Origin of the sequence: Pseudomonas sp. PDM32, assembly GCF_019219225.1 — a bacterium.
Lineage (GTDB): Bacteria > Pseudomonadota > Gammaproteobacteria > Pseudomonadales > Pseudomonadaceae > Aquipseudomonas > Aquipseudomonas laurylsulfatiphila.
Map to the genome: position 1 here is coordinate 255070 of NZ_JAHUWE010000009.1, position 24780 is coordinate 279849.

The 24780-nt window shown below is 60.8% G+C and carries 28 protein-coding genes; 11 read left to right on the forward strand and 17 right to left on the reverse strand.

Annotated features, from left to right (window positions below; all coding sequences use genetic code 11):
- Window positions 1-206 precede the first annotated feature (206 nt).
- Window positions 207-827: a glutathione S-transferase family protein gene (locus tag KW846_RS18885; RefSeq protein WP_218484210.1), complete on the forward strand. Its 621-nt coding sequence runs from the start codon at window positions 207-209 to the stop codon at window positions 825-827.
- 165 nt (window positions 828-992) lie between these two features.
- Here the strand turns inward: KW846_RS18885 and KW846_RS18890 are convergent, their stop codons facing one another.
- A complete protein-coding gene (locus tag KW846_RS18890) occupies window positions 993-2399 on the reverse strand; it encodes a cytosine permease (RefSeq protein ID WP_218484213.1) in 1407 nt (468 codons plus the stop codon).
- A 324-nt stretch (window positions 2400-2723) separates the two neighbouring features.
- Between KW846_RS18890 and KW846_RS18895 the strand changes: the two genes are divergently transcribed.
- The 5 genes from KW846_RS18895 to KW846_RS18915 all read left to right on the forward strand — a co-directional run bounded on the left by KW846_RS18895 (window position 2724) and on the right by KW846_RS18915 (window position 6912).
- Complete coding sequence (locus tag KW846_RS18895; protein WP_218484215.1) at window positions 2724-3209, forward strand: flavin reductase family protein; 486 nt, start codon at window positions 2724-2726, stop codon at window positions 3207-3209.
- Window positions 3210-3376: 167 nt separating this feature from the next.
- Window positions 3377-4420, forward strand: a complete 1044-nt coding sequence (locus KW846_RS18900; RefSeq protein WP_218484218.1) for an LLM class flavin-dependent oxidoreductase — start codon at window positions 3377-3379, stop codon at window positions 4418-4420.
- Between the two features lie 213 nt (window positions 4421-4633).
- Entirely contained in the window at window positions 4634-4786 is a 153-nt protein-coding gene (locus KW846_RS18905) for a hypothetical protein (RefSeq protein ID WP_007976201.1), read from the forward strand.
- A gap of 90 nt (window positions 4787-4876) precedes the next feature.
- Window positions 4877-5554: an isochorismatase family cysteine hydrolase gene (locus KW846_RS18910; protein WP_218484221.1), complete on the forward strand. Its 678-nt coding sequence runs from the start codon at window positions 4877-4879 to the stop codon at window positions 5552-5554.
- A gap of 5 nt (window positions 5555-5559) precedes the next feature.
- Window positions 5560-6912 carry a cytosine permease gene (locus tag KW846_RS18915; protein ID WP_218484223.1) on the forward strand — a complete coding sequence of 451 codons (1353 nt, stop codon included), beginning with the start codon at window positions 5560-5562 and terminating at the stop codon, window positions 6910-6912.
- 302 nt (window positions 6913-7214) lie between these two features.
- On the opposite strand, the gene KW846_RS18920 is transcribed toward KW846_RS18915, so the two are convergent.
- From KW846_RS18920 to KW846_RS18935, 4 genes are all read right to left on the reverse strand, one after another.
- On the reverse strand, window positions 7215-8561 hold the full coding sequence (locus tag KW846_RS18920) for a glutamine synthetase family protein (protein ID WP_007976195.1): 1347 nt from the start codon (window positions 8559-8561) through the stop codon (window positions 7215-7217).
- 20 nt (window positions 8562-8581) lie between these two features.
- Entirely contained in the window at window positions 8582-9136 is a 555-nt protein-coding gene (locus KW846_RS18925) for a helix-turn-helix domain-containing protein (protein WP_007976194.1), read from the reverse strand.
- Between the two features lie 25 nt (window positions 9137-9161).
- Window positions 9162-10451, reverse strand: coding sequence for an FAD-binding oxidoreductase (locus KW846_RS18930; protein WP_116582614.1), 1290 nt, complete (start codon window positions 10449-10451; stop codon window positions 9162-9164).
- Window positions 10452-10589: 138 nt separating this feature from the next.
- Window positions 10590-11792, reverse strand: a complete 1203-nt coding sequence (locus tag KW846_RS18935) for an NAD(P)/FAD-dependent oxidoreductase (RefSeq protein ID WP_218484225.1) — start codon at window positions 11790-11792, stop codon at window positions 10590-10592.
- A gap of 309 nt (window positions 11793-12101) precedes the next feature.
- Between KW846_RS18935 and KW846_RS18940 the strand changes: the two genes are divergently transcribed.
- On the forward strand, window positions 12102-12662 hold the full coding sequence (locus KW846_RS18940; RefSeq protein ID WP_015095711.1) for an Rrf2 family transcriptional regulator: 561 nt from the start codon (window positions 12102-12104) through the stop codon (window positions 12660-12662).
- 148 nt (window positions 12663-12810) lie between these two features.
- On the opposite strand, the gene KW846_RS18945 is transcribed toward KW846_RS18940, so the two are convergent.
- Entirely contained in the window at window positions 12811-13146 is a 336-nt protein-coding gene (locus KW846_RS18945; RefSeq protein ID WP_218480568.1) for a hypothetical protein, read from the reverse strand.
- 279 nt (window positions 13147-13425) lie between these two features.
- On the opposite strand from KW846_RS18945, the gene KW846_RS18950 reads away from it, so the two are divergent.
- On the forward strand, window positions 13426-13665 hold the full coding sequence (locus KW846_RS18950; RefSeq protein ID WP_116582618.1) for a hypothetical protein: 240 nt from the start codon (window positions 13426-13428) through the stop codon (window positions 13663-13665).
- A gap of 13 nt (window positions 13666-13678) precedes the next feature.
- Window positions 13679-14029 (forward strand): osmotically-inducible lipoprotein OsmE, encoded by a 351-nt coding sequence (gene osmE / locus KW846_RS18955; RefSeq protein ID WP_218484227.1) that lies wholly within the window; start codon window positions 13679-13681, stop codon window positions 14027-14029.
- A 121-nt stretch (window positions 14030-14150) separates the two neighbouring features.
- Here osmE and KW846_RS18960 read toward each other — a convergent pair whose 3' ends face one another.
- Complete coding sequence (locus tag KW846_RS18960; protein ID WP_102701582.1) at window positions 14151-14351, reverse strand: SPOR domain-containing protein; 201 nt, start codon at window positions 14349-14351, stop codon at window positions 14151-14153.
- Window positions 14352-14570: 219 nt separating this feature from the next.
- Between KW846_RS18960 and KW846_RS18965 the strand changes: the two genes are divergently transcribed.
- Window positions 14571-14933 carry an NUDIX hydrolase gene (locus KW846_RS18965; RefSeq protein WP_218484229.1) on the forward strand — a complete coding sequence of 121 codons (363 nt, stop codon included), beginning with the start codon at window positions 14571-14573 and terminating at the stop codon, window positions 14931-14933.
- Between the two features lie 3 nt (window positions 14934-14936).
- On the opposite strand, the gene KW846_RS18970 is transcribed toward KW846_RS18965, so the two are convergent.
- The 9 genes from KW846_RS18970 to KW846_RS19010 all read right to left on the reverse strand — a co-directional run bounded on the left by KW846_RS18970 (window position 14937) and on the right by KW846_RS19010 (window position 23304).
- The gene (locus KW846_RS18970; protein ID WP_218484230.1) at window positions 14937-15635 is read right to left on the reverse strand and encodes an alpha/beta hydrolase; all 699 of its coding nucleotides are present in this window, start codon (window positions 15633-15635) and stop codon (window positions 14937-14939) included.
- Between the two features lie 42 nt (window positions 15636-15677).
- On the reverse strand, window positions 15678-16451 hold the full coding sequence (locus tag KW846_RS18975; protein WP_218484232.1) for a 1,6-dihydroxycyclohexa-2,4-diene-1-carboxylate dehydrogenase: 774 nt from the start codon (window positions 16449-16451) through the stop codon (window positions 15678-15680).
- A 147-nt stretch (window positions 16452-16598) separates the two neighbouring features.
- Window positions 16599-17612 carry a benzoate 1,2-dioxygenase electron transfer component BenC gene (gene benC, locus KW846_RS18980; RefSeq protein WP_218484234.1) on the reverse strand — a complete coding sequence of 338 codons (1014 nt, stop codon included), beginning with the start codon at window positions 17610-17612 and terminating at the stop codon, window positions 16599-16601.
- A 10-nt stretch (window positions 17613-17622) separates the two neighbouring features.
- Complete coding sequence (gene benB / locus KW846_RS18985; RefSeq protein ID WP_007976171.1) at window positions 17623-18111, reverse strand: benzoate 1,2-dioxygenase small subunit; 489 nt, start codon at window positions 18109-18111, stop codon at window positions 17623-17625.
- Window positions 18108-19472 (reverse strand): benzoate 1,2-dioxygenase large subunit, encoded by a 1365-nt coding sequence (gene benA, locus KW846_RS18990; RefSeq protein ID WP_218484237.1) that lies wholly within the window; start codon window positions 19470-19472, stop codon window positions 18108-18110. Before benA ends, benB begins: the two co-directional genes overlap by 4 nt.
- A gap of 276 nt (window positions 19473-19748) precedes the next feature.
- Window positions 19749-20708 carry an AraC family transcriptional regulator gene (locus tag KW846_RS18995; RefSeq protein ID WP_305733737.1) on the reverse strand — a complete coding sequence of 320 codons (960 nt, stop codon included), beginning with the start codon at window positions 20706-20708 and terminating at the stop codon, window positions 19749-19751.
- Window positions 20709-20880: 172 nt separating this feature from the next.
- Window positions 20881-21810, reverse strand: coding sequence for a catechol 1,2-dioxygenase (catA, locus tag KW846_RS19000; protein ID WP_102672559.1), 930 nt, complete (start codon window positions 21808-21810; stop codon window positions 20881-20883).
- A 53-nt stretch (window positions 21811-21863) separates the two neighbouring features.
- Window positions 21864-22154 (reverse strand): muconolactone Delta-isomerase, encoded by a 291-nt coding sequence (gene catC, locus KW846_RS19005; protein ID WP_007978984.1) that lies wholly within the window; start codon window positions 22152-22154, stop codon window positions 21864-21866.
- 10 nt (window positions 22155-22164) lie between these two features.
- Window positions 22165-23304, reverse strand: a complete 1140-nt coding sequence (locus KW846_RS19010; protein ID WP_218484240.1) for a muconate cycloisomerase family protein — start codon at window positions 23302-23304, stop codon at window positions 22165-22167.
- A 124-nt stretch (window positions 23305-23428) separates the two neighbouring features.
- Here KW846_RS19010 and KW846_RS19015 point away from each other — a divergent pair, with 124 nt between their 5' ends.
- Entirely contained in the window at window positions 23429-24316 is an 888-nt protein-coding gene (locus KW846_RS19015) for a LysR family transcriptional regulator (protein WP_218484241.1), read from the forward strand.
- A 220-nt stretch (window positions 24317-24536) separates the two neighbouring features.
- On the opposite strand, the gene KW846_RS19020 is transcribed toward KW846_RS19015, so the two are convergent.
- Window positions 24537-24776, reverse strand: coding sequence for a DUF1652 domain-containing protein (locus KW846_RS19020; protein ID WP_007978990.1), 240 nt, complete (start codon window positions 24774-24776; stop codon window positions 24537-24539).
- Window positions 24777-24780 lie beyond the last annotated feature (4 nt).

The following is a 24780-nucleotide window of genomic DNA, read 5'->3' on the forward strand; positions in this document are numbered from 1 at the left end:
TTACTGACTGGCTTGTGAAACTCTTAAAACATTTCGGCAGGCTATTATCAAACGCGGTGAAAGTAGTTTTCGTAGAGGGATACGGCTTGTCGCGCAGGGGTATGGACGATCACTGTTTTTGAATATCGGTGCGGCGGATTTTCATCATACTGATCTCATCGGCAGTGTTCGCTGGCTGCCTGTGTGTCACCCAAGGAGCAATGCCCATGAACGATCGGATAGAGCTGTTCGGCGCCAATACCGGCAACAGTCTGCGAGCCGCAATCGCCCTCGACGAGTCGGGCATCGCCTACACGGCACGCAAGCTTGACCTGTATGCACAGGAGCACCGCGGGCCGGACTTCCTGGCGCTCAACCCGGCCGGGAAAGTGCCGACCCTGATCGATCACGGGACGACGCCGACGCTGGTCATCAACCAGTCCAACGCCATCATCCAGTACGCCGACTCCATTGCCCCCGGAAAGCTGGCACCGGCGCAGCCGGGACCTGTGCGCACCCGGGTGATCGACCGCTATTTCTTTTTCGTGACCGATGTCATCGCCCCCAGCCATGCCGCGTTTTTCCTGCACCAGGCAGGCCAGGACAAAGCGGCGGCGATCATCGATCTGCGGGTGATCGAACAACTGACCTACTCGGAAAGTTTTTTGACCGGCGAATTCATGGCCGGCGAACAGTTTTCCATGGCCGACATTTCGGCGTTCACCATTGCCATGGCATTCCGTGACCGGCTGGACTGGAAGCTGCTGCCACAACTATCGCGCTGGTTCGACGCGGTCGAAGCCAGGCCGGCGGTACAACGCGGCCTGAATGTGTTCAAGCATTCCTGAGCGGAGAGAGAATCCGGGGCGAACAAAAAAACTGTGGCGAGGGAGCTTGCTCCCGTTGGGCTGCGAAGCGGCCCTTGGAGGGGACAGCTACGCAGTCCAACGGGAGCAAGCTCCCTCGCCACAAGATCAGCGTTACGTTTCAGACAAATACAGAACCTTGTTGCCTCAGTCGGTGTAGCCGAACGTCACCGCACGGCTTTCCTGTGCCTGGCTTCGCGTAGCGAGGCAGTAATACAACGGGCATGTCACCACCAGACCCACCAGCCACGACAGGTCCGCGCCGTCCACCAGATTGGCGTACGGCCCGACATACAGTGAAGTGTTGGCGAATGGCAGCTGCACGATGATGCCGATGAAGTAGGCGATGATCGCGTGCAGGTTGAAACGCCCGTAGATGCCGCCGTCCGCGCGGAAGATCGAGGCGATGTCGTAGCGGCGACGCTTGATCAGGTAGAAGTCGATCAGGTTGATCGACGCCCAGGGCACCAGCACCAGCAACAGCGCCAGAATCAGGCCGATGAACTGCGAAATGAAGTTCGCCGAGGCACCCAGCGCCACCACACAGCAACCCGCCAGGACGATGCCCGACAACACCACGCGCACCTTGATGCTCGGCGTCCACTGGCTGGCGAAGGTCTGGATCGAGGTGATGATCGACAGCACTGCGCCATACAGATTCAGGGCGTTGTGGCTGATGATGTTGAGCAGGAACAGCACCATCAGGATCGGCCCCAGCCAACCGGTGGACTGCTTGACCGCCGCCATCGCCTCGGTGCCTTCGGGCGTCGCCAGGACCGCCACGGCACCGAAGGTGAACGACAGGATCGTGCCCAGGGTCGCCCCCAGGTAAGTGGCGAAGAACGGCCGGGTGATGCCGATGTCCGCCGGCAGGTAGCGCGAATAGTCCGACACATACGGCGAGAAGCTGATCTGCCAGATGATGCCCAGCGAGACCGTGGCCAGCCAGCCCGACAGGTTGAACCCGCCGCGAGTGAAGAAGTCCGCCGGCAGGTCATGGGCGAAGATGTAGAGGAAACCGGCGAGCAACGCGCTGCCCATGACCCAGGTACCGATGCGGTTGAGGGTGTGGATGAAGCGATAACCGATCACCCCAATGGCCGTGGCGCTGAGGGCGCCGATCAGAATGCTCGCCGGTACCGGAACCGACGGCACAATGCCGACAATCGATTTGCCTGCCAGCACGATGTTGGAGATGAAGAAACCGATGTAGATCAACGCGGCGAAGAACACGATCAGCAGCGCGCCGTAGCGGCCGAACTGACCACGGCTCTGGACCATTTGCGGAATACCCATGCATGGCCCCTGGGCCGACGCCAGCGCAATCACCACACCGCCGACCATGTGCCCGAGGGCAATCGCCAGCAGGCCCCAGAACAGATTGAGGTGAAACACCTGGACCACCATCGCGCCGGTGACGATGGGCAGTGGCGCGATGTTGGTGCTGAACCACAGGGTGAAAAGATCGCGGGCCTTCCCATGGCGCTCTGCGAGTGGAACGTAGTCGACCGTATGGTTCTCGATCAACGGATCTTGCCGGGACATCTGGGACATGTGCATGAACTCGAGTTTGTCTGTTCTTATCTTTGTATGAAGCCAAACCGGGGGGACTCTCTGGCCGCCCCTCAGATGCAGACCATATTATGGTATTCCAAACTTTAAACAAGACTGATCCGGTCTTTGAACAAGCCTCTGAGCCGGTATCCTGCCCGATTCAAGCCCACATTTGTTAGCCAATATCCCTGTAATCATTGGGTTCTCGAGGAAAGCAGTACGTTTATCGGTTCACTCAAAAAGACCTTGCAATCGATGTATTACGGTATACCATCAGACCTATAAACACATAAAAACCGCGTCACACCACCCGAGGACCGTCCAATGATCGATGCCGCCATCTACAAACAAGTCATGGGCTCGTTCCCGTCCGGAGTGACCGTGATCACTACGCTCGATGAAGAGGGGCAAATCGTCGGCCTGACCGCCAGCGCCTTCAGCTCGCTGTCGATGGACCCGGCCCTGGTGCTGTTCTGCCCCAACTACAGCTCCGACTCCTATCCTGTCCTGATCAGGAACAAACGTTTTGCGATCCACGTGCTGTCCGGCGGCCAGCAAAGCGAAGCCTATGCCTTCGCGCGCAAAGGCAAGGACAAGGCCCAGGGGATCGAGTGGACGCTCAGCGAGTTGGGCAACCCGATCCTGGCCAACGCCACGGCGGTCATCGAATGCGAGTTGTGGCGCGAATATGAAGGCGGCGACCACGCCATCATGGTCGGCGCGGTGAAGAACCTGATCGTGCCTCAACAGAGCAGCGGGCCACTGGTGTATTGCCACGGCAAGATGGGCGCCCTGCCTGTTCTGGCTTGACCATTGAAAAGATCGCAGCCTGCGGCAGCTCCTACAGGGGCATACGCATCTCGTTGTAGGAGCTGCCGCAGGCTGCGATCTTTACCACTCAATTCGTATTATGGTATACCAATAACCATCAGGCCCGCAGTCGACAGGCCAACAACAAAAGATCCGAGGTAAGTGTCATGAAGTTTTCCCTGTTCGTACACATGGAACGTTGGGACGAAAGCGTCAGCCACCGCCAGTTGTTCGAAGACCTGACCGAACTGACGCTGATGGCCGAAGCCGGTGGTTTCAGCACCGTGTGGATCGGCGAACACCACGCCATGGAGTACACCATTTCGCCGAGCCCGATGCCGTTGCTGGCTTATCTGGCGGGCAAGACCACTACCATTCACCTGGGTGCCGGCACCATCATCGCGCCGTTCTGGCATCCGCTGCGGGTGGCCGGTGAATGCGCGTTGCTCGACGTGATCAGCAATGGCCGCATGGAAGTCGGCCTGGCCCGTGGCGCCTACCAGATCGAATTCGACCGCATGTCCGGCGGCATGCCAGCCTCCTCCGGTGGCCAGGCGTTGCGGGAAATGGTTCCGGTGGTGCGAGCCTTGTGGAACGGCGACTACGCCCACGACGGCGACATCTGGAAATTCCCGACCTCCACCAGCGTGCCCAAGCCGATCCAGCAACCGAACCCGCCGATGTGGATCGCCGCCCGCGACCCGGACTCGCACAACTTCGCGGTGGCCAACGGCTGCAACGTCATGGTCACGCCGCTGATGAAAGGCGACGAGGAAGTCCTCGACCTGAAGAACAAATTCCAGGCCGCCCTGGACAACAACCCTGGCGTGCCGCGCCCGCAACTGATGGTGCTGCGTCACACCCACGTGCACACCGCCGACGATCCGCAGGGCTGGGAAGTCGGGGCCAAGGCGATCTCGAAGTTCTATCGCACCTTCGATGCCTGGTTCGGCAACAAGACCACCCCGGTCAACGGTTTCCTCGCGCCGAGCCCGGAAGAGAAATTCGCCGGTCGCCCCGAGTTCGAACTCGAGAGCCTGCACAAGACCGCCATGATCGGCACCCCGGAAGAAATCATTCCGCGCATCAAGTACTACCAGGAACTGGGCGTGGACGAATTCAGCTTCTGGTGCGATAACAGCCTGCCCCACGCGGAGAAGAAAAAATCCCTGGAGCTGTTCATCAAGCATGTGGTGCCAGCGTTTCGCTGATTGCGCCGCCCTGCGACATCAACTGTAGGAGCGAGCCTGTGGCGAGGGGGCTTGTCGGATCGCCGCATCGCCCCGTTCGACTGCGAAGCAGTCGTAAAACCAATACTTGCGGTACGTCTGACACACCGCGGTCACAGGCTGCAGGGCCGCTCCGCAGCCCAACGGGGGCAAGCCCCCTCGCCACAGGTTCGCTCCTACAGGGGGTCGATTTCCATGTTCACTGATCGTCTCCCATCACTCGCCCTTCCCTCCGGCGCCGCGCGGGCTTACCTGCGCGGTGAATGGACCGCCTCGCACCTGCATTTCAAGCGTCTGCGCGCTAGCGTTTCGGCCAAGCAGAACGGCTTCTGGCAAATAGTTCACTGAGCCCACCCGAACAGCCAATCATGCACCCCGCGTCTCGCCATGGCCTGGCGCGTGCGGTGTCTTGTATTCGCCTTTGATCAGGTTTGCCCAATGAACAATAACAACGCGCTGTTGATCATCGACATGCAGCAGGAGGACGGTTTCGTCCTGGAAAACTTCGACAGGGTGCTCGCCCATACCGCCGCCCTGCTCGATACCACCCGCCATCAGCGGATGCCTGTCATCTATACCCGCCACATCAATCAGGCCGACGGCAGTGACCTGCCCCACGGCGAACCCCTGGCCGCCGACGGTGGCCCCGGCGGTTACCGCGCCGGCACCCGGCAAGTGGAAATCATCGAGTCGCTGACGCCGCAGCCCGGTGAATGGATCATCGACAAGGGCCGTTACAGCGCCTTTCACCGCACCGACCTCGATGCCCGACTCAAGGCCATGGAGGTCGACACGCTGATCGTCTGCGGCGTACTCACGGACGTTTGCGTGCTGACCAGCGTGTTCGATGCCTTCGCCCTGGGCTACCGCGTGCGCCTGGTCAGCGATGCCTGCACCACGACCACCGAGGCCGCGCATTACTCGGCCCTGCTGATCATGGCCAACTGGGTCTACTCGCTGGAAATCCTCACCACGACCGAATGCCTGCGCGCCCTGGAACAGCGCGACTACCTGAGCCTGATCCCCGAGCGTCCGGACCTGTTTGCCCACCAGCCCCATGAGCTGCAAAGCACCATCGCCCGTCTGCAATCCCGTCTCGTCCGGACTCAGGAGTGATCGCCATGCAAGTCGAAAAAAGAAGCATCGATTTCATCCCCGAGACCGAACGCCACGGCAAGCCGGGTTCGCTGTTCTATATCTGGTTCGGCGCCAACATGAACATCACCACCATCGCCTCCGGCGTGTTGCCGGTGGTGATGGGGCTCAACCTGTTCTGGAGTGCGCTGGCGATCATCGTCGGCTCGTTGCTGGGGGCGATTTTCATGGCCTCCCACTCGGCCCAGGGACCGAAGCTGGGGATTCCGCAGATGATCCAGAGCCGGGCGCAATTCGGTGTGCTGGGGGCGGTGTTGCCGCTGCTGTTCGTGATGCTGATTTACCTGGGCTTCTTCGTCAGCAACACCTTGCTCGCGGCCCAGGCGCTGGAGTCCGTCAGCCCACTGCCGATGTCCGGCAACATCTACCTGATCGGCGCGTTGTGCTTCGTTGTCGCCCTCTATGGCTATCGGTTGATTCACCGCTTGCAGAAGCTGCTGTCGATTCTGTCGCTGGTGGTGTTCGTGGCCGCCACGGTGCTCGCCTTGCAGTTGCCGATCCCGGCCGAACAATGGCTGCCGACCGGCTTCTCGTTGTCGAAGTTCCTGGTGGCGGTGAGCATCGCCGTGACCTGGCAACTGTCCTACGCGCCTTACGTCGCCGACTACTCGCGCTACCTGCCGAGCAACACGCCGACCGCCCAGGTGTTCTGGTACAGCTATGCCGGCACGGTCAGCGGTGGCGCGTGGATGATGATTCTCGGGGCGATCCTGAGCGTCGGCATCGGCGACTTTTCCAGCAACGTCGGCGGGCATGTCGCCGGTTTGTTCGGCACTGGCGCACTGCTGCTGTTCGCCTTCATCGTCTATGGCCAGGTGTCGATCAACGTGTTCAACCTGTACGGCGCGTTCATGTCGACCATCACCGTGATCGAACCGTTTGCCCGACTCAAAGTGACGCCGCGGGTGCGCGGTGTGTTCATGCTGCTGATCAGCCTGGTGGCCACGGCCCTGTGCACCATCAGTCAGGACGACTTCATCAACTTCTTCCTGAACTTCATCTTCTTCATGAGCTACTTCCTGATCCCGTGGACGGCGATCAACCTGGTGGACTACTACTGCCTGCGCAAAGGCCAATACCTGATTGACGATATCTTCGACCTGAACGGGATCTACGGGCGGGTCAACCGGATTGCCTGCGGCAGTTTCCTGCTGGCGATCGCCCTGGAAATCCCGTTCATGAACACCACGCTGTACGTCGGCCCGGTGGCCACGGCGCTGGACGGGGTGGATCTGGCGTGGGTTGTCGGGTTGCTGGTGCCGGCGGTGAGTTACTACTGGCTGATGAAAATGAACGCGCGCGTCAGCGTACCTGCGTAGTCATCAGCATTTGACGGCAAAAAAGATCGCAGCCTGCGGCAGCTCCTACAAAGGCAAGACGTACATCCTTGTAGGAGCTGCCGCAGGCTGCGATCTTTTGATTCTCAACGACCGACCACATTGCAGGCAAAAAAAATCCCGGGCAGCTGATGGACGCCCGGGACTTAAAAATGCATAAACCGTGGTGGTGAACGCGGCGCGGATATTACGGAATATTTCGGCCTGTAACAAGATATTTTAATTCACTATCCAGTTACTAAACGCTCTAAGCCCTTATATATCCACATATTTTCTAAGGGCGACTACAAGAACCAGCGATACTCACGCGCGCTGATGTCATGCAGAAATGCCAGATGATCCTGACGTTTGTTTTCGCAATAGACGTCTACAAACTCCGCCCCCAAGCCTTCGCGCACGGCTGGATGATGTTGCATGGACTGCACCGCTTCGAGCATTTCCAACGGGAAATCGATGCCACTGCCGCGGTCTTCGTTGAGCGGTGCAATCGGCTCGCGCTCCCCTTCCAGGCCCTGCTCCAACCCCACCAGGATCGCCGCCAACGCCAGATACGGGTTGGCATCGGCGCCCGCCAGGCGATGTTCGATGCGCAGGTTCTTGACGTCCGACTCCGGAATACGCAAGCACGCATCGCGATCCTCGAAGCCCCAGCTGGCGCGGGACGCGACGTTCACCGTGCCACTCAAGCGACGCATGGCATTGTGGTTCGGGGCAAAGATCGGCATGCAGTGCGGCAACACCTCCAGGCAACCGGCCACCGCATGGCGCAGCGCCCGCTGACCGTTCGCCGCCAGCAGGTTGTTGCCGGCCTGGTCATACAGGCTGACGTGCACGTGCATGCCGCTGCCGGGGTGTTGCAGGTAAGGTTTGGCCATGAAACTGGCGCGCAGGTTGTGCTTGAGCGCCACGCCCCGGGTGCTGCGGCAGAACAGGGCCGCCCAGTCGGCGGCGCGCAGGCCGTCATCGCAATGTCCGAAGTTGATTTCGAACTGGCCCGGGCCGAGTTCGGCAGTAATCACCGTGGCATCGATGCCTTGGGCGCGCGCGGTCTCGACCATTTCATCGAGCACCGGGGCGAAGCGCGACAAGCGTTCGATGTGCATGTTCGGCTGATCATCGGCGTCACCCGTCAGCTCATCACGGGGGAACTGTGGCAGGCCGTCCTTCAAGCGGCTGTCGAACAGGTAAAACTCCAGCTCGAAGGCCACCACCGGAAAAATACCTTTACGGTGCAGGCGGTTCAGCACCTGGGCCAGCACTTCACGGGGTTCGAATTCGATGGGTTTTTCCGTGCCGTCGGAGGTGATCAGCATCTGGCCCAGAGGCTGCTTTTCCCAAGTCACCAGCTTCAAGGTGCCAGGCACCAAACGCCGCAACGCATCCGGGTCGCCATCGTTGAAGCAGTAGTCACCAATCTTGAACAGCCCGCCCTGGGTGCCGAGCAGCACACAGTTTTGCGGCAGTTTCAGTGCACTGCCGGCAGCGACTTTCTCCAGCATTTCGATCGGGTAGCGCTTGCCGTAGAAATGCCCCGGAATGTCCAGGGAGATCAGGTCGACATAACGCACTTCGGGGTTGCAGTGGCGGAAGTTGCGAACTTCGGCCAGCAGTTCAGAGCACACGGCATCCATCGTTTTGGTCCTTGTTGTTATCAGGTGTAAACCCAAAGCACGCGGGTCAGTTGGTCGGACAGGTTGCCGTAGCGGCAGTGCGCATGGCTGGCCAGTTGAAAGCTGTCGCCGGGATGCAGGGTCACCGGTTCGTTGTCGTCGAGCCACAGGGTCAGCTGCCCTTCGAGGACATAACCGCCCTGCTCCGAGCTGTCCTTCATGTGCCGGTCGCCGCTGCTGGCGCCGGGTTCGAGCTGGCTTTCAAGCATCGAGAAGGACGCGCGCATTTTTGGCGAAACGAGGATGTCGGTGATGCCGTCGGCGTAGTACAGCGTGCGGCGCTCGTCCGGGCGGGTGACCCAGGACAACGCCATGGGTTTGGGCAGGCTGTAGAAATAAGTGGTCGGCACGCCGAGGGTTTCGCTGATCGCGGTCAGGTCTGCCACCGTCGGGCGCGACAGGCCGCGCTCGACCTGGGACAGAAAACCGACGGAGCGGCCGATTTTGTCCGCCAGTTCCTTGAGGGTGTACTTCTTGTGCTTGCGCAGGTCCTGGATCAGGATCGCCAGCGCCGAGATTTCTTCTTGCATGTCCATCTTGAGGCTTCCAGAAAGTGTCGCTTCAAATGCTGTCGCGCAGTCGATACCAGGCCTTGCCTATGGCTTCCAGCGGCGCGGCCAGGTATTTGCCGCCGGGAAAACTGCCGTTGTTCAGGCCCTGGTACAGGGACAGTTCGTCGGGTTGACCGAGGATCGCGTCGGACACCGCCCGCGCCGCGGCCAGCGTCGGTAGCACGCCATGCCCGGAATAGCCCTGCATCCAGTACAGATCGCCGCGCCGTCCGATGTCCGGCGTGCGTTTGAGGGTCAGGTCGATGTGTCCGCCCCAGGCAAACTCAAGCTCGACGCCCGTGAGTTGCGGGAACACCCGCTCCAGGAACGGCCGGGTCGCCGCGGCGATGTCCTTGGGCATCCCGCCCAGGTAAGTGCAACCGCCGCCGAACAGCAGGCGGTTATCCGGGGTGCGGCGGAAATAATCGAGCACGAACTGGTTGTCGGTCACGCACACGTTGCTCGGCAGCAGCGCAGTGGCCTGGTCCCTGGTGAGCGGCGCGGTCGCGACCTGATAGGTGCCGACCGGCAACACACAACTGGCCAGTTGCGGGTCGAGCCGATCGAGGTAGGCGTTGCACGCCAGCACCAGCACATCGGCGCGAATACGACCGCGCTCGGTCGTCACCACAAAGCCTTCGCCCTCCTCGCCATAACTCAGCGCCTTGCTTTGCTCGTAGATACGGCCGCCAGCCCGCTCAACCGCCTCCGCGAGGCCCAAGGCAAGTTTCAGCGGATTCAAATGCCCGCCCTCGGGGTCGAACAGGCCGGCCTGATAACGCTCGCTGGCGACCCATTGCGGCAGCTGTTGCCGGGGGATGAATTGCAGTTTGTCGTGACCCCACTTGTGGCTGGCCTCGTGCTGCCACTCGGTCAGCAGCCCCACTCGCCGCGGCATCACCGAGGTCCAGAGATGGCCAGCGCGGTAGTCGCAATCGAATTCATGGCGGCCGGGCAGATCACGCAATTCGCGCGCGGCCCAGCGCATGCCGTCCCACAATCGCCGCGCCCGCTCGTATCCCAGCGCCGCTTCCAGCGGTGGCATGTCGCACGACCAACCGAGAATCGCCTGCCCGCCATTACGCCCGGACGCGGCCCAGGCCACCCGGCTGGCTTCGAGCAGGGTCACGCGCTTGCCGGCCAGCGCCAGGCGCAACGCCGTGTGCAATCCACTGAAACCGGCCCCGATGATCAGCACTTCGGTGTCTTGCTCACCTTCAAGTGCGGTGCGATTGACCAGTCGATCGGCGCAACTATGGGCGTAGTAACTGGCGACATGCCGGGTGGATTGCTGAAACATACGGCCTCGTGAAATTTTGTATTTTTAATTTCATGAAAAAATACACGGTTAATTTCATGCAGGCAATCGAGACGTAAAAAATCCCGCTTCGGCGAACCCGAGCGGGATTGTCTTGTTCAGACGCGATGTTCGAATCAATCAGGCCACAGGAATCATCGGATCCGCCGAAGCCAGTGCGGTGACTCGATCTGCCGCCGGTGGGTAGATCCACTGGGTGTTGATCTGGGTCTTCAATGCCTTGGCCTCATGCTTGACCAACTTGACCTGGCGGTCCCAACCCTCGGTGTAGACCGCGCCCCAGGCGCCGAGGTCCAGGCAGGTCACGTACTTGGGCTGGCTGTACGGCGTCGGGGCGACACCGAGGATCTGCGCCGCCACGTTGTTGCCGGCGTGGCGGCCCAGCGAAATCGCGTGCTGGCAGGTCATCAGGGCGTAGTTGCCGATCTCGTCGCTGGCTGCGTAGGCGACGTCGCCGGTGGCGAAGATGTCGTCCTGGCCAATCACTTTCAGGTGGGCGTCGACATGCAGGCGACCCAGGCGATCGCGTTCGGCCGGGATCTGTTCGGTCAGGGAGCTGGCGCGAACGCCGGTGGTCCAGACCACGGTCCTGGCATCGATACGCGCACCGTCGGACAGGGTGACGCCGTTGGCATCGACCGACACGACCGAGGCGTTCAGGTGCCATTTCACGCCGGTCGCCACACTGGCCTCGACGATCGACTCGGCGATTTCCTCACCCATCGAGCCGCCGATTTTATCGCCACGGTCAACGATGATCACATTGATGTCGGCACGGTCGCCGAGGATGGTCCGCAGGCGGGTCGGCATTTCAGTCGCCGTTTCGATCCCGGTGAAACCGCCACCGGCCACCACCACCGTGTTGCGTGCGTCGCTATCGGGCTGATTGGCCAGTGCCTTGAGGTGGTTTTCCAGGCGCACGGCCTGTTCGATCTGGTCGACGTCGAATGCATGTTCGGCCACGCCCGGGGTGTTTGGCGAAGCCAGGCCGCTGCCGGTGGCCAGAACGAGTTTGTCGTAGCTGCAGACTTGTCGGGCACCGGCGGCATCGACATAGCCGACCTGCTTTTGCTCGACATCGATGGTCTGCGCCGCGCCCTTGATGAACCTGATCCCTACAGCATCGAACAGATCGCCGATCGGCGCAGCCAGTTGATGGGCGTTCGGTTCGTAGAAGCGCGGACGCACACGCAGCTCGGCCTGGGGCGCCAGCACGGTCACTTCTACGTCGTTGTGGCCGTGAATGTCGAACAGGCGCGTAGCACTCAAAGCGGTCCACATGCCACCGAAACCTGCGCCAATCACCAGAATGTGCTGTTTCATCTTTAACTCCAGGGGATAAACAAGGGTTGTGAGTCACGCTCATCGGGAGCCGGCATGAGGTCGGTATTTTTCGAGAACCGTCGACCTGTGCCGCTCGAACAACTACGACTGTATTGATCCTAGTTAAATCCTGCAACTCGTTTTTTTTGATGGCCGCCATCGAACCTGTCGATGCTTCGGCAGAAAAGCCTCAAGGACGCGGTTGACAGGGATTTTTCGAGCTGACTAAAAAATTTCAGGGCGCGACGATTCATTGCCTGGCTTAGGCTCGGCTGCTAGAATTGGCGACTAATCAAGTCGGAGATTTGTATGTCTCTTTACAGCGCGGGTGTCGAGTACGGCATCCACTGCCTGCTTTTTCTCGTTGGCAACGGTGGCGACTCCCGTGAAGCGAGTGTGCGCGACCTTGCCGAACTGCAAGGTGTTCCCCTGGACTATCTGGCGAAAATCTTCACCAAGCTGGCCAAAGGCAAACTGGTGGTCGCCACCGAAGGCATGCGCGGAGGCTTCAAGCTGGCCCGGCCCGCCGACGAAATCACCCTGCTGGATATCGTCAACGCCATCGACGGCCGCAAGTCGATCTTCGATTGCCGGGAAATCCGTGGCCGTTGCGCAGTGTTCGACGGCACCCCGCCGGCCTGGGCACTGGACGGTCCGTGTGCGGTCCATGGCGCGATGATGGTTGCGCAAAAACGCATGGAAGAGGCCCTCGCCCAGCAAACCATCCTCGACATCGCCAGGAAATTCGGGCGCAAGGCCCCGGCCGAATTCGGCGTCAAGGTGGAGAGCTGGATGAACGAGCGTCGGGAAAGGAAAAGCAGCGCCCAGGCCAGTGAGCAGATCATTCCTGCGACCAACCTTTCAGACTGAGCCGCATAAAAAGGTTCTTCACGGCACAGATTACGAAATATCCCGGAATTACGTGATGAACCATAAAAAAACCGGATGCACGCCAGGCATCCGGTTTTTCTCGGCTCAGGCGAAAAGCGGTCGGTGACCGATTTTCACCTTCTCGCGCTTAAAGGCAGTCGCGCACGATTTTGCGCAGGTCGCCGGATTTGGCCCAAGGTGGCCCCTGATACAGCGAAATCTGGCTGCCATCCTTGTATTTCACGATATCCAGCACTTCATCGGCCGTTATCACGCTTGGTGCGGTGATCCGGTAGCCGTTGGAAATCGAAACCTGGGTCGTATTCGATACTTCCTTCTGCCAGGCCGGCAAAACGCACGCCGCATACTCTTTTGGCGTCTTATCGCTGTGCTTGCTGACATTCGGCTCGCCCGGTACCAGCGACGCCGGCAACGAACACCCGCCCAGCAATGCCAGCGCGACTCCCCCCATCAACATCCGCATGCTGCTTCCTTAAATTCGAAAAGAGAAAATGTAGCTTGCCGCCGACCGTACATCCATCCCGACGATTCGGCGAGTCATTGATATCACTTTGCCCAGTTAGTTCCTTGCTGGTTGTCATTTGACGTCGTCCTGGCTTGAGAACACCGGCACTAGAGCGGGACAGCGCATTGTCCTGTTCGCTTTTCCCGACCAAAGGAAACCCCGCTGACTCAGACGAACACAACATCCGGTCCGGTAAACGGGTCTAAAATTGCGGAGTGCAGCATTCAGGAGGTCATCATGTGGCTTAACGATTCGGAACAGCAACTTCGGCGTGACCTGCAAGGGCTTGCGTCAGACCTGCGCTGGTCGGCGGTGGAGCTTTTGCGCATTGAGCAGCGGTTGCGCGAGCTTGGCAGCGAAGGCGACGCGCAAGCCGTGCAAAGACTGTGTGCTTTGTTTCAGGGTGATGAACAAAAACTGTCCGGCTATGCCGAGGAAGTGAAAGCCAAGGTCATTAGCCGCAACAAGGCTCAATAGCGGGAGCGCTGCCATGAACAGGCCTCTATTCACGCTGGTCGCCGTACTGACCGCGTTGCCAGGCTGCAGCACCAACTCGATCTATCAGGACCAGCCGCTGGTGGCGAAAGTCGACACCGGCATGACCCGCGAGCAAGTCCGGCAAATCGGCGGCCAGCCCCTGGCGGTCACGGATCGTACCGTTGAACCCGGTACCTGCTTTGACTACAAACTGACTCACGAAGGCCATCAGCAGGCGTACAACGTCAGTTTCGATGGCCGCGGCATGGTCGACCACAAGAGCTTCATGACCTGCGCGGAATGGAGTCACACGCAGCTAAAGGCCCGGGAGCCCTCCCGGCCCAGCGGTGGAGGTGGCTATTAATTATTAATACTGTAGGAGCGAGCTTGCTCGCGATGGACGTCAACGATGACGCGCCCTGTCTGAATGAACGCGTTATCCGGACGTTTTTCGCGAGCAAGCTCGCTCCTACAGGAGATTGACATCACTTTGTTTGATGGCTGCCTGCTGGCTTGCCGGCACGCGCCCTGTAGCCAGGCAGTGACGCGGCAAACGCCAATGCCTCCTCTCGACTGTTGAACGAGCCAAGCCGGTCACCCTGGGTGCATACCCGCCAGGGGCCGTTGTTCACGCTGAGTACGTCATAGCCGTTCATGTGCATCTTGTTCAGCATCGAAACGCTCATGGTCACCTCCTCCTGGGCAGTGCTATCCGGTTGACTTGCTTACCTTACACCCACCCTTCTCCAAAATACCGACCAGACGTCGCCATGGAAATTCCCCCTTTCGGTTGCACTTTTCGTCTGATCGGCCGCTCAAACTAACCGATGGCAGCACAATTGCAGCCTTGGCCCGAACGCTGCATCTTCCTGCCTGTTCCATGACAACCGGCCATCGGGTAACCCATGAAAGTACGCGCAACCATCATCTGCGAGCAGGACAGGCATGTACTGCTGGTACGCAAGCAAGGCGGTCGCTGGACGCTGCCCGGCGGCAAGCTCGAACGGGGCGAAAGTGCAGCCGACGCTGCCATTCGCGAGCTGTGGGAAGAAACCGGCCTGCGGGTCGACGAGTTGATATACGTGCTGGAGCTGGAAACGGACGGCACCCGACACCACGTCTTCGAGGTGTCGGTGCTTAACCTTGAGCAATTGCAACCGCTGAACGAAATCACCGATTGCATCTGGCACCCGCTGGATGCGCTACACAACCTGAACATCAGCGACGCCATGCGCAGTATCGTCAGCGCCTTTGTGCGGCGCTTGTAGACCCTAGCCTTTGGCCAACGCCGTCGCGGCCCTGTCGATCAAGGCTGCCACTTCGGCGGGCATCGACGCCAATGACGCATGGCTGGCATGCAAGGTCAGGATCTCCCGGGCGTTGAGCCGCGCCGCCATCCACTGCTGGTTTTGCGGGGCGATCATCCGGTCGTCGGTGGAAACCTGATACCAGGATGGCTTGTTCTTCCAGGCCACCGTGCCAATGGTGTCGCCGAAGGTGCTCGCCAGCGGCGCTTTCTGGGTGAGGCCCATGACCAGCCCTTCGGTCGCCGGCAGGTCCTGGCAGAAGCTCTCGTGGTAGAGCTCGGGCTTGACCCACAGGTAACCGTCGCTGTCCGGCGTCAGGTTGGCCGCTGCCGCTGGCGGGTGCCGTTGCGTGATGCCGCCGGGACTTTCACCGGCGTCCGGGGCGAACGCGGCGATGTACACCAGCCCGACCACATTCGGCAAATCCCCCGCTTCAGTGATGACCGCGCCGCCATAGGAATGCCCCACCAGCAGCACCGGACCGGGCACCTGGGCGATCATCTTGCGCGTACGCTCGGCATCATCAGCCAGCGAAGTCAGCGGCAATTCGACGGCACGAATGTGCGTGTCGCCCCGGCTGAGCAATTTGGCGATGACCTTGTTCCAGTGGGCAGCACCGCCCCAGAATCCATGGACCAGCACGATCGTGGGTTTGTCACTCATCACCATGACTCCGTTTGCCGATGGGGTTGTTCGCCACTCGCCTCAGCCCTGATCGCCGCCGCCCACGGGCATGACCATGCCGGTGATATAGGACGCTTCGTCGCTGGCCAGAAACAGAATAGCCCCCGCCTGCTCATCCAGGGTGCCGTAGCGTTTCATCAGGCTGCTGTCGAGGGTCTGGTCGACGATCTGCTGGTACCAGAGTTTTTCCTGCTCACTCTGCTCGGCACCATTGCGGGGTATGCGCCGCGGCGGTGCTTCGGTGCCGCCAGGCGCCGTGGCGTTGACCCGCACGCCACGACCGGCGGTTTCGAACGCCAGACAAGCGGTCAAGGCATTCACCCCACCCTTTGCCGCACCGTAGGGCACGCGGTTGAGGCTGCGGGTGGCGATGGAAGAGACGTTGACGATCGCCCCGCTGCCCTGCTCCAGCATGAACGGCAGCGCAGCATGGCAACACCACAGGGTCGGGAACAGCGAACGGCGGACCTCGGCCTCGATCTGCGACGCCTCGTAGTGCTCGAACGGTTTGGCCCAGATGGTGCCACCGACGTTGTTGACCAACACATCGAGGCGGCCGAAACGCTCGACGGCGGTTTGCATCACCCGGCTGCATTCGTCGTATTGCTCAAGGTCGGCGGCCAGGGCCAACACCTGAGTGGTCGCGGCCAGTTGTTGCTGCACTTCGAACACCAGCTCGGAACGATCCACCAGGATCAGCTTCGCCCCTTCGGCTGCCATGCGTTCGGCCACCCGCTGCCCGATGCCTTGGGCAGCGCCGGTGATCAGCGCGACTTTTTCGTGAAATCTGTTCATGGTCATCCTCATGCTCCCGCCAACGCCACCCCTTGTAGGAGCTGCCGAAGGCTGCGATCTTTTGATTGTGTTTTTTACAAACCAGGATCAAAAGATCGCAGCCTTCGGCAGCTCCTACAGGTACAGGGGGGATTGGCGTACGGAAGGTTATGCCGCGCTGGCGGCGAATTTTTCGTAGTAGAAGTTCGCAGGCGCGATGCCTTGTTCGCGAATGAACTTGCTGACGGCCTCGACCATCGGCGGCGGGCCGCACAGGTAGACGTCGACGTCGCCCTCGTTCAAATGCTTTGGCTCGATGTGCTGGGTCACGTAGCCCTTGAGCGGATGCTGGCTCTCGGGGCTGGCGACGCAGGCGCTGAAGGTGAAGTTGGGGATGCGCGCGGCAAAGGCTTCGAGGCGGTCGATTTCCACCAGGTCGAAATCGTGGGTCACGCCGTAGATCAGATGCAGCGGGTGATCGCTGCCCTGCTCGGCGATCTTCTCCAGCATCGCGGTGAACGGCGCCAGCCCGGTACCACCGGCCAGCAGCAACAGCGGCCGACGGATGTCGCGCAGATAAAAACTGCCCAGGGGACCTGCCAGGCTCATGCAATCGCCGGCCTTGGCCATGCCGGTGAGGAAACTGCTCATCAAGCCGCCGGGCACGTTGCGGATCAGGAAGCTGACTTCACCATCGCGCTGCAACGAGCTGAACGAATAGGCGCGGGTTTGTTCGCTGCCGGGAATTCCCAGGTTCACATACTGTCCCGGCAGGAACGCCAGTTTGCTCAGGGCTTCGCCCTTGATCGACAGGGCGATGGTACTGTCGGACAGCTGGCGCACGGCGCTGATGGTCGCGTCGTAGCTGGCCTGACGGGTGCGGCAGACCTCGGAGGACGTCGGCACCCGCACTACGCAATCGCTCTGGGCGCGCATCTGGCAGGTCAGGACAAAACCCTGCGCGGCCTCTTCGGGGCTGAGGGCGTCTTCGATGTACTCCTCGCCCAACTCGTACTGGCCGGCTTCGGCAAAACACTTGCAAGTGCCGCAGGCGCCGTCGCGGCAGTCCAGCGGGATGTTGATGCCCTGACGATACGCGGCATCGGCCACGGTCTCGCCCACGTTGGCGTCGATGAAACGGGTGACGCCGTCTTCGAAATTGAACGCAATGGAATGGGTCATGACGCCAGCCTCACAAGTGGTAAACATCGATGACCTGACGAACGTAGTCGTTCTTCAGGATCACTTTCTTGGCCTTGATCAACGGGTTTTCACCGCGTACGTCGAGGGTGTAGAAACTGCTGCCGAAATAGCTGTCGACGGTCTTGTAGCGAAAGCTCAGGGTGTGCCAGTTGAAGCGCACCTTGCACAGTCCGTCGGCTTGCTCGAGCAGCTCGATGTTGCTGATGTTGTGGGAGGTGCGGGTGTCCGGCACGCTGGCGCTGGAGCGCTCGGTCTTGATGCGGAAGACGCGGTCTTCCAGGCCGGTGCGGTTGCCGTACCAGATCAGCGAGATTTCCCGCTGCGGATCGATAGTCAACTCGTCGTTGTCGTCCCAGGACGGCATCCAGAAGGTCGCGTCCGGGGCGTACAGCTCCAGCCACTCGTCCCACTGGCGGTCGTCGAGGTAACGCGCTTCGCGGTAGAGAAAGTCACGCACGGTGTCATGGGAAATCGTCATTGCACGTCCTCCACGGCGATCAGTTTCGATTGCTCGGCGGCGAGGGCCTTGAGCATGGTCTGCTGCCAGTACTTGTGTTGCAGCACGAACAGGCCTTCGTCCTCGGTGCGCACACCACTGAGCAGCGGGTGCAGGTCGATCTCTTTGGCGGCTTCATCTGCACCTTCGATCCAGTGCTCGGCGCCCCGGGACATGTCGTTCCAGGTGGTGACGCTGCCCTGATAGCTGGTCTGGCAGGAACGGAATTCCTCCAGATCGTCCGGCGTGGCCATGCCGCTGACGTTGAAGAAATCCTCGTACTGGCGAATCCGGCTGGACCGGGCGTGGTCGCTCTCGCCTTTGGGGGCGATGCAGTAGATGGTGATCTCCGTGCGGTTGACCGAGATCGGCCGGGCGATGCGGATCTGCGAGCTGAACTGGTCCATCAGGTACACGTTGGGGTACAGGCACAGGTTGCGCGAATTCTCGATCATCCAGTCGGCGCGAGCCTTGCCGAAATCCTGCGCCAGCTCATCGCGGCGCTCGTACAGCGGACGGTCCTCGGGGTTGGCCCAACGGGTCCAGAGCAGCATGTGGCCCTTGTCGAAGGAATAGAAACCACCGCCCTGCTTGGCCCAGCTGCCGGCGCTCATGGTCGGGTTGGCGTCACCGGCTTCACGCTGCTTACGCTGGTTCTGGGTGGCCGCGTAGTTCCAGTGCACGGAGCTGACGTGGTAGCCGTCGGCGCCGTTTTCGGCGGTGAGTTTCCAGTTGCCTTCGTAGATGTAGCTGGAGGAGCCGCGCAGCACTTCCAGGCCATCGGCGGATTGGTCGACGATCATGTCGATGATCTTCGCCGACTCGCCCAGGTGCTCGACCAGTGGCAGGACATCGGCCTTGAGACTGCCGAACAGGAAGCCGCGATAGGACTCGAACCGCGCGACGCGGGTCAGGTCGTGGGAGCCTTCGCAGTTGAAGCTCGCGGGATAACCGGCGTTGGCCGGATCCTTGACCTTGAGCAGCTTGCCGGAGTTGTTGAAGGTCCAGCCGTGGAACGGACAGGTGTAGGAGCTCTTGTTGCCGGACTTGTGCCGGCACAGGGTCGCGCCACGGTGGCTGCAGGCGTTGATGAAGGCGTTGAGCACACCGTCCTTGTTGCGCGCAATGAAGATCGACTGGCGCCCCATGTTCGTGGTGTAGAAATCGTTGATGTTGGGGATCTGGCTTTCGTGGGCCAGGTACAGCCAGTTGCCTTCGAAGATGTGTTCCATCTCCAGATCGAACAGACGCGGGTCGGTGAACATCTCGCGCTTGCAGCGATAGAGGCCCTGCTCGGGATCGTCTTCAAGCAGGGAATGCAAATATTCGGGTCGCAGGGTCATGGCCACCGCCTCCATTGTTATTGTTCAGGCAGGGGTCATGCTAGGACGGTGGATCAGGCGGGAGTATCCGCGGGGTGCAGACCTTTATCCGTTTTGTGCAACGGGTATTGGATGGGAAAGGCTAAACCTGTGGCGAGGGAGCTTGCTCCCGCTGGGTCGCGCAGCGGCCCCAAAACCTGAGACTTCGGTGAACCAGAAACACCGCGACCACCGAATTTGCGACTGCTTCGCAGCCGAGCAGGAGCAAGCTCCCTCGCCACAAATTATCGGGTGAACTCAATACCGGCGTTTGAGGGTATCGGACGGCAATTCGCCGAACTGCTTGCGATAGCTGTCGGAGAACCGTCCCAGGTGCAGGAAGCCGTAGTCCATGGCCACTTCGGTGATGTTGCGCACGTTGCAGGTCGGGTCGCTGAGGCAGGCGTTGATGCACTCGAGGCGCTTGCGGCGGATGTAGTTCTTCGGCGTGTCACCGGCATTGCGTTCGAACAATCCATACAACGAACGCAAGCTCATGTGGGCCTGGCGCGCCAGTTCTTCGCTGTCGATGTCCTGCTTGAGGTTGTTGGCGATGTAATCGGCAATCGCTTCGAACGTGGCTGCCTGCGAGCCCAGCTCGAGGCGGCTGACGTTGGTTCTCATCAGGCTGAGCATCTTGCTGACGATGATCTGCGTGTAATGCTCCTGCACCCTGGGGATCTGCTCGGTGGACTCGGCCTCCTGGCAGATCATCGCCAACAGGTTGACGAAACCTTCCAGTTCATTGAGCTGGTAACGGTTTTCCAGAAACCGCACGCCCTGCTCCGGATAGCGCCAGCGCTGCTCATCGCAGACCGATTCAAACAAGCGGGTCGGGACCTTGAGGATGAATTTTTCGCAATCGGCAGAGTACGTCAGGTCCACCGGATCGTCGGGGTTGATCAGCAACAATTCGCCGGGGGCGAAGTAATGCTCCTGGCCGTGTCCACGCCACAGGCAGTTGCCGCGCAGCAGCACTTGCAGGTGATAAATGCTGTCCAGCGCACCGGACGTCACGCGCACACTGGCACCGTAGCTGATGCGGCACAGGTCGAGGCTGGCGAACTTGCGATGATCAAGGCTGGCCAGCGGGCTGCCGGCACGGGGCATGAGAATGCAGTGGTTACCGACGTGCTGATTGACGTAGCCCGACACGGCGTAAGGGTCGGCATGGTCGAACACCCGGCTGCGCTGACTCAACAGTTGCGCTTGCATCATCAGGTCACTCTCGTTGTTGTTATGAGTTGCTTCAGTTCATTCTAGAACCGAAACACTTGTAGGAGCGAGCCTGCTCGCGATGGACTCGAGGACGCCGCGGGGCATCAGGCACCCAGCGTCATCGTTGACGTCCATCGCGAGCAGGCTCGCTCCTACAGGGGAGCGCGGATTATCAGTCTTCCAGGGCGCGGACCCGCTCGTGGCGCTGCTGTTCTTCAGGTTGTGCAGACGACTGCAGGGTGAAGTCGAAGTCGATTTCGGCAAAGCGACCGCTCACGCCATGGGCCGCCGCGCGCTGTTGATCGTCGCTGAAGGTGATCTTGGCGATCAGTTCGTCGCGGGTGGCGTAGGCGAAATCGTCGTGCAGGTATTGATCACCGTCGAGGTTGATCTGGGTGGTCAGGTGGCGGTGATCCGGCGCGGAAATGAAGAAGTGCACGTGCGCCGGGCGCTGGCCATGTCGGCCCAGTTGATCGAGCAGTTGCTGGGTCGGACCGTCCGGTGGGCAGCCGTAGCCCGACGGCACGATGCTGCGAAAACGGTAGCGGCCTTCGGCGTCGGTAACGATGCGGCGACGCAGGTTGAATTCCGACTGCGTGGTATCGAAGTACGAGTAGGTGCCACCGGTGTTGGCGTGCCAGACATCTACCACGGCGCCGGCCAGAGGTTCACCAGCGGTGTTGAACACGCGGCCTTGCATGAACAGGGTCACACCCGGATCGACGCCGTCGTCCAGACGCGCTTCGCCAACCGACAGCGGCGCACCCGCCACGTACAGCGGGCCTTCGATGGTGCGCGGGGTGCCGCCGGACTTGCCGGCCTGCTCGTCTTCGGCGTCCATCAGCAGGTCGAGGTAGTGCTCCAGACCGAGACCGGCCACCACCAGCCCGGCTTCCTGGCGAGCGCCCAGCACGTTGAGGTAGTTGACGGCTTTCCAGAATTCTTCCGGAGTCACGGCCAGGTCTTCGATGATGTTCACCGAATCACGCAGGATGCGGTAGACCAGCGCTTTGGTCCGTGGATTGCCGGCGTCGTTGAGCAGGCCGCTGGCTTCTTCGAGAAATTTCTGGACTTCGGCAGTGTGGGAAATCTTGACGTTCATTTTTCAGGGTTCCTCATCTTGTAATTATTAGCGTAGCGCTGAGCAGGCTGGGCTCAGCGGTCATCGTCACGGATGGAAGAAGGATGCCGGCACATCGCGTCGATTTCGATGGCCATGTAGGGAAACAAAGGCAATTGCATCAGCAGGTCATGCAGTTCCTGAACGCTGTCGACATCGAACACGCTGTAGTTGGCGTAGTGCCCGGCGATGCGCCACAGGTGACGCCACTTGCCCTGCTCTTGCAGGCGCTGGGCCAGGGCTTTTTCGTCAGCCTTGAGTCTGGCTGCCGCCTCCGGATTCATGTCGACCGGCAGGTTCACGGTCATTTTTACGTGAAACAGCATAATGCTCTCCTCAGGCTTGATGAGTGGTCTTGTCGCGACGGAAGAACGCCAGGCGCTCTTCATCCAGGCTCAGGCCCAGACCCGGTGTTTTCGGCACGTGCAGTTCAAAATCGCGATACACCAGCGGCTCGCTGAGAATGTCTTCGGTCAGCAGCAGCGGGCCGAACAGTTCGGTGTCCCACGCCAGTTTGTTCAACGTGACGAAGGCATGGGCAGACGCCATCGTGCCCAGGCCGCCTTCGAGCATGGTGCCGCCGTACAGGGCGATGCCGGCCGCTTCGGCGATGCAAGCGGTGCGCAACACGGCGCGCGGGCCACCGTTCTTGGCAATTTTCAGGGCGAACACCGAGGCCGCGCCTTCGCGGGCCAGGTTGAACGCATCTTCCACGCATTCGATGGATTCGTCGGCCATGATCGGCGCCGGGCTCATGGCATTCAGTCGGGCCATGCCGGCGCGGTTGTTGCGCGAGATCGGCTGTTCGATCAGGTCGATGCCATTGGTACCGAGGATTCGGCAGGCACGTATCGCGATGGCTTCGTCCCATGCCTGGTTGACGTCGACCCGCACGCTGGCGCGGTCACCCAGGGCTTTCTTGATGGCGATGACGTGGGCCAGGTCGCGGTTGACCTCGCCGGCACCGATCTTCAGCTTGAAGATGCGGTGGCGGCGCAGGTCGAGCATTTTTTCCGCTTCGGCGATGTCTTTTTCCGTATCACCGCTGGCCAGGGTCCAGGCGACGGGGAGCGCGTCACGCACGCGGCCACCGAGCAATTCACTGACCGGCAGGCCAAGGCGCTTGCCCTGGGCGTCGAGCAGCGCGGTTTCGATACCGGATTTGGCGAAGGTGTTGCCACGGATGCTGCGCTCCAGGCGCAACATGGCGGCATTGACGTTGCCGCTGTCCTGGCCGATCAACAAGGGGGCGAAGTGCGTGTCGATGTTGGTCTTGATGCTGTCCGGGCTTTCATTGCCGTAGGCCAGGCCACCGATGGTGGTGGATTCGCCGATGCCTTCGATGCCGTCGGCGCAACGCACGCGGATGATCACCAGGGTCTGGTTCTGCATGGTGTGCATGGCCAGCTTGTGCGGGCGGATAGTCGGCAGATCGACGATGATCGTCTCGATCGACTCAATGGCGGTTGCAAGCATTTCGATACCCGTCAGGTTCTTGAAGTTCTGAGTCGGATTCTCATACGGCTTTTTCCGGGCGGCCAATATAGAATTGGTCTGGCTTGATACCTTAAAGGTATTCAATTGAAAATCCGGAGGCCCCATGGAACTGCGTCACCTGCGTTACTTTCAGGTGCTGGCTCAAACCCTCAACTTCACCCGCGCCGCCGAGCGCCTGCACATCGCCCAACCGCCGTTGAGCCGGCAGATCCAGCAACTGGAGGACGAACTGGGGGTAATGTTGCTGGAGCGCGGCCGCCCGCTGAAGTTGACCGACGCCGGGCGGTTTTTCCATGAGCACTCCACCGCCCTGCTCGAACAACTGAACAAAGTCTGCGACAACACGCGGCGTATCGGTCTGGGTGAAAAGACCTGGCTGGGTATCGGCTTTGCGCCATCGACCCTGTATGGCGTGCTGCCGGAACTGATCCGCCGGTTACGCAGTGGCGAACCGCTGGAGCTGGAATTGGGCCTGTCGGAAATGACCACCCTGCAACAGGTGCAGGCATTGAAGGCCGGGCGCATCGACATCGGTTTTGGCCGGATCCGCATCGACGACCCGGCCATCGTCCAGACCGTGCTCACCGAAGACCGCCTGGTCGCCGCCCTGCCCGCCGGCCATCCATTGCTCGCCGGTCCCATCAGCCTGCGGGAACTGGCCAGGGAACCCTTTGTGCTGTACCCCGGCAATCCACGCCCGAGTTACGCCGACCATGTGATCGCGCTGTTTGAGTCCTATGGCGTGAGCATCCACGTCGCGCAGTGGACCAACGAACTGCAAACGGCGATCGGTCTGGTGGGGGCGGGAATCGGGGTTACGCTGGTGCCGGCCTCGGTACAGCTGCTGCACCGCGACGACATCGGTTTCACACCCTTGCTGGAAGACAACGCGACCTCGCCGATCATCCTCAGCCGACGGGTGGGCGATGTTTCGCCGGGGTTGAGCCATTGTTTGCGGATGATTGATGAGCTGTTGCCGCCGGCCTCCTAAGCAGATAGAGCGGCAAGCCATTACTTGTGGCGAGGGGGCTTGCCCCCGTTGGGGCGCGTAGCGGCCCTAAAGGCCGTTACTCGGTTTCTCGGAGATGAACGTCAGGACTATTTTTTTTGGGGGGGCGCTTCGCACCCCAACGGGGGCAAGCCCCCTCGCCACAGGCAAGCCCCCTCACCACAGGCAAGCTCCCTCGCCACAGGACAGTGCTTACCTTCGATCAGCCGGCAAACGCTCGGCGCCCGGCCTTCATCTCGGTACGCAGCTCGCCGATAAAATCAGAGATGGCGCGCACGCTGGTCAGTTCGGCTGTCGAGACACCGCTGATCAGCAGCTCCACCCGCCCGGTGACGGGGTCGAAGACTTCGATACGCAGCAGCCCGAGACTCTCGGTGCACTCGCACGACAGCGGCTCAAAACCGGACTCTACGATGTTGCAAAGCACTGAAATCGGAAGCATGGCC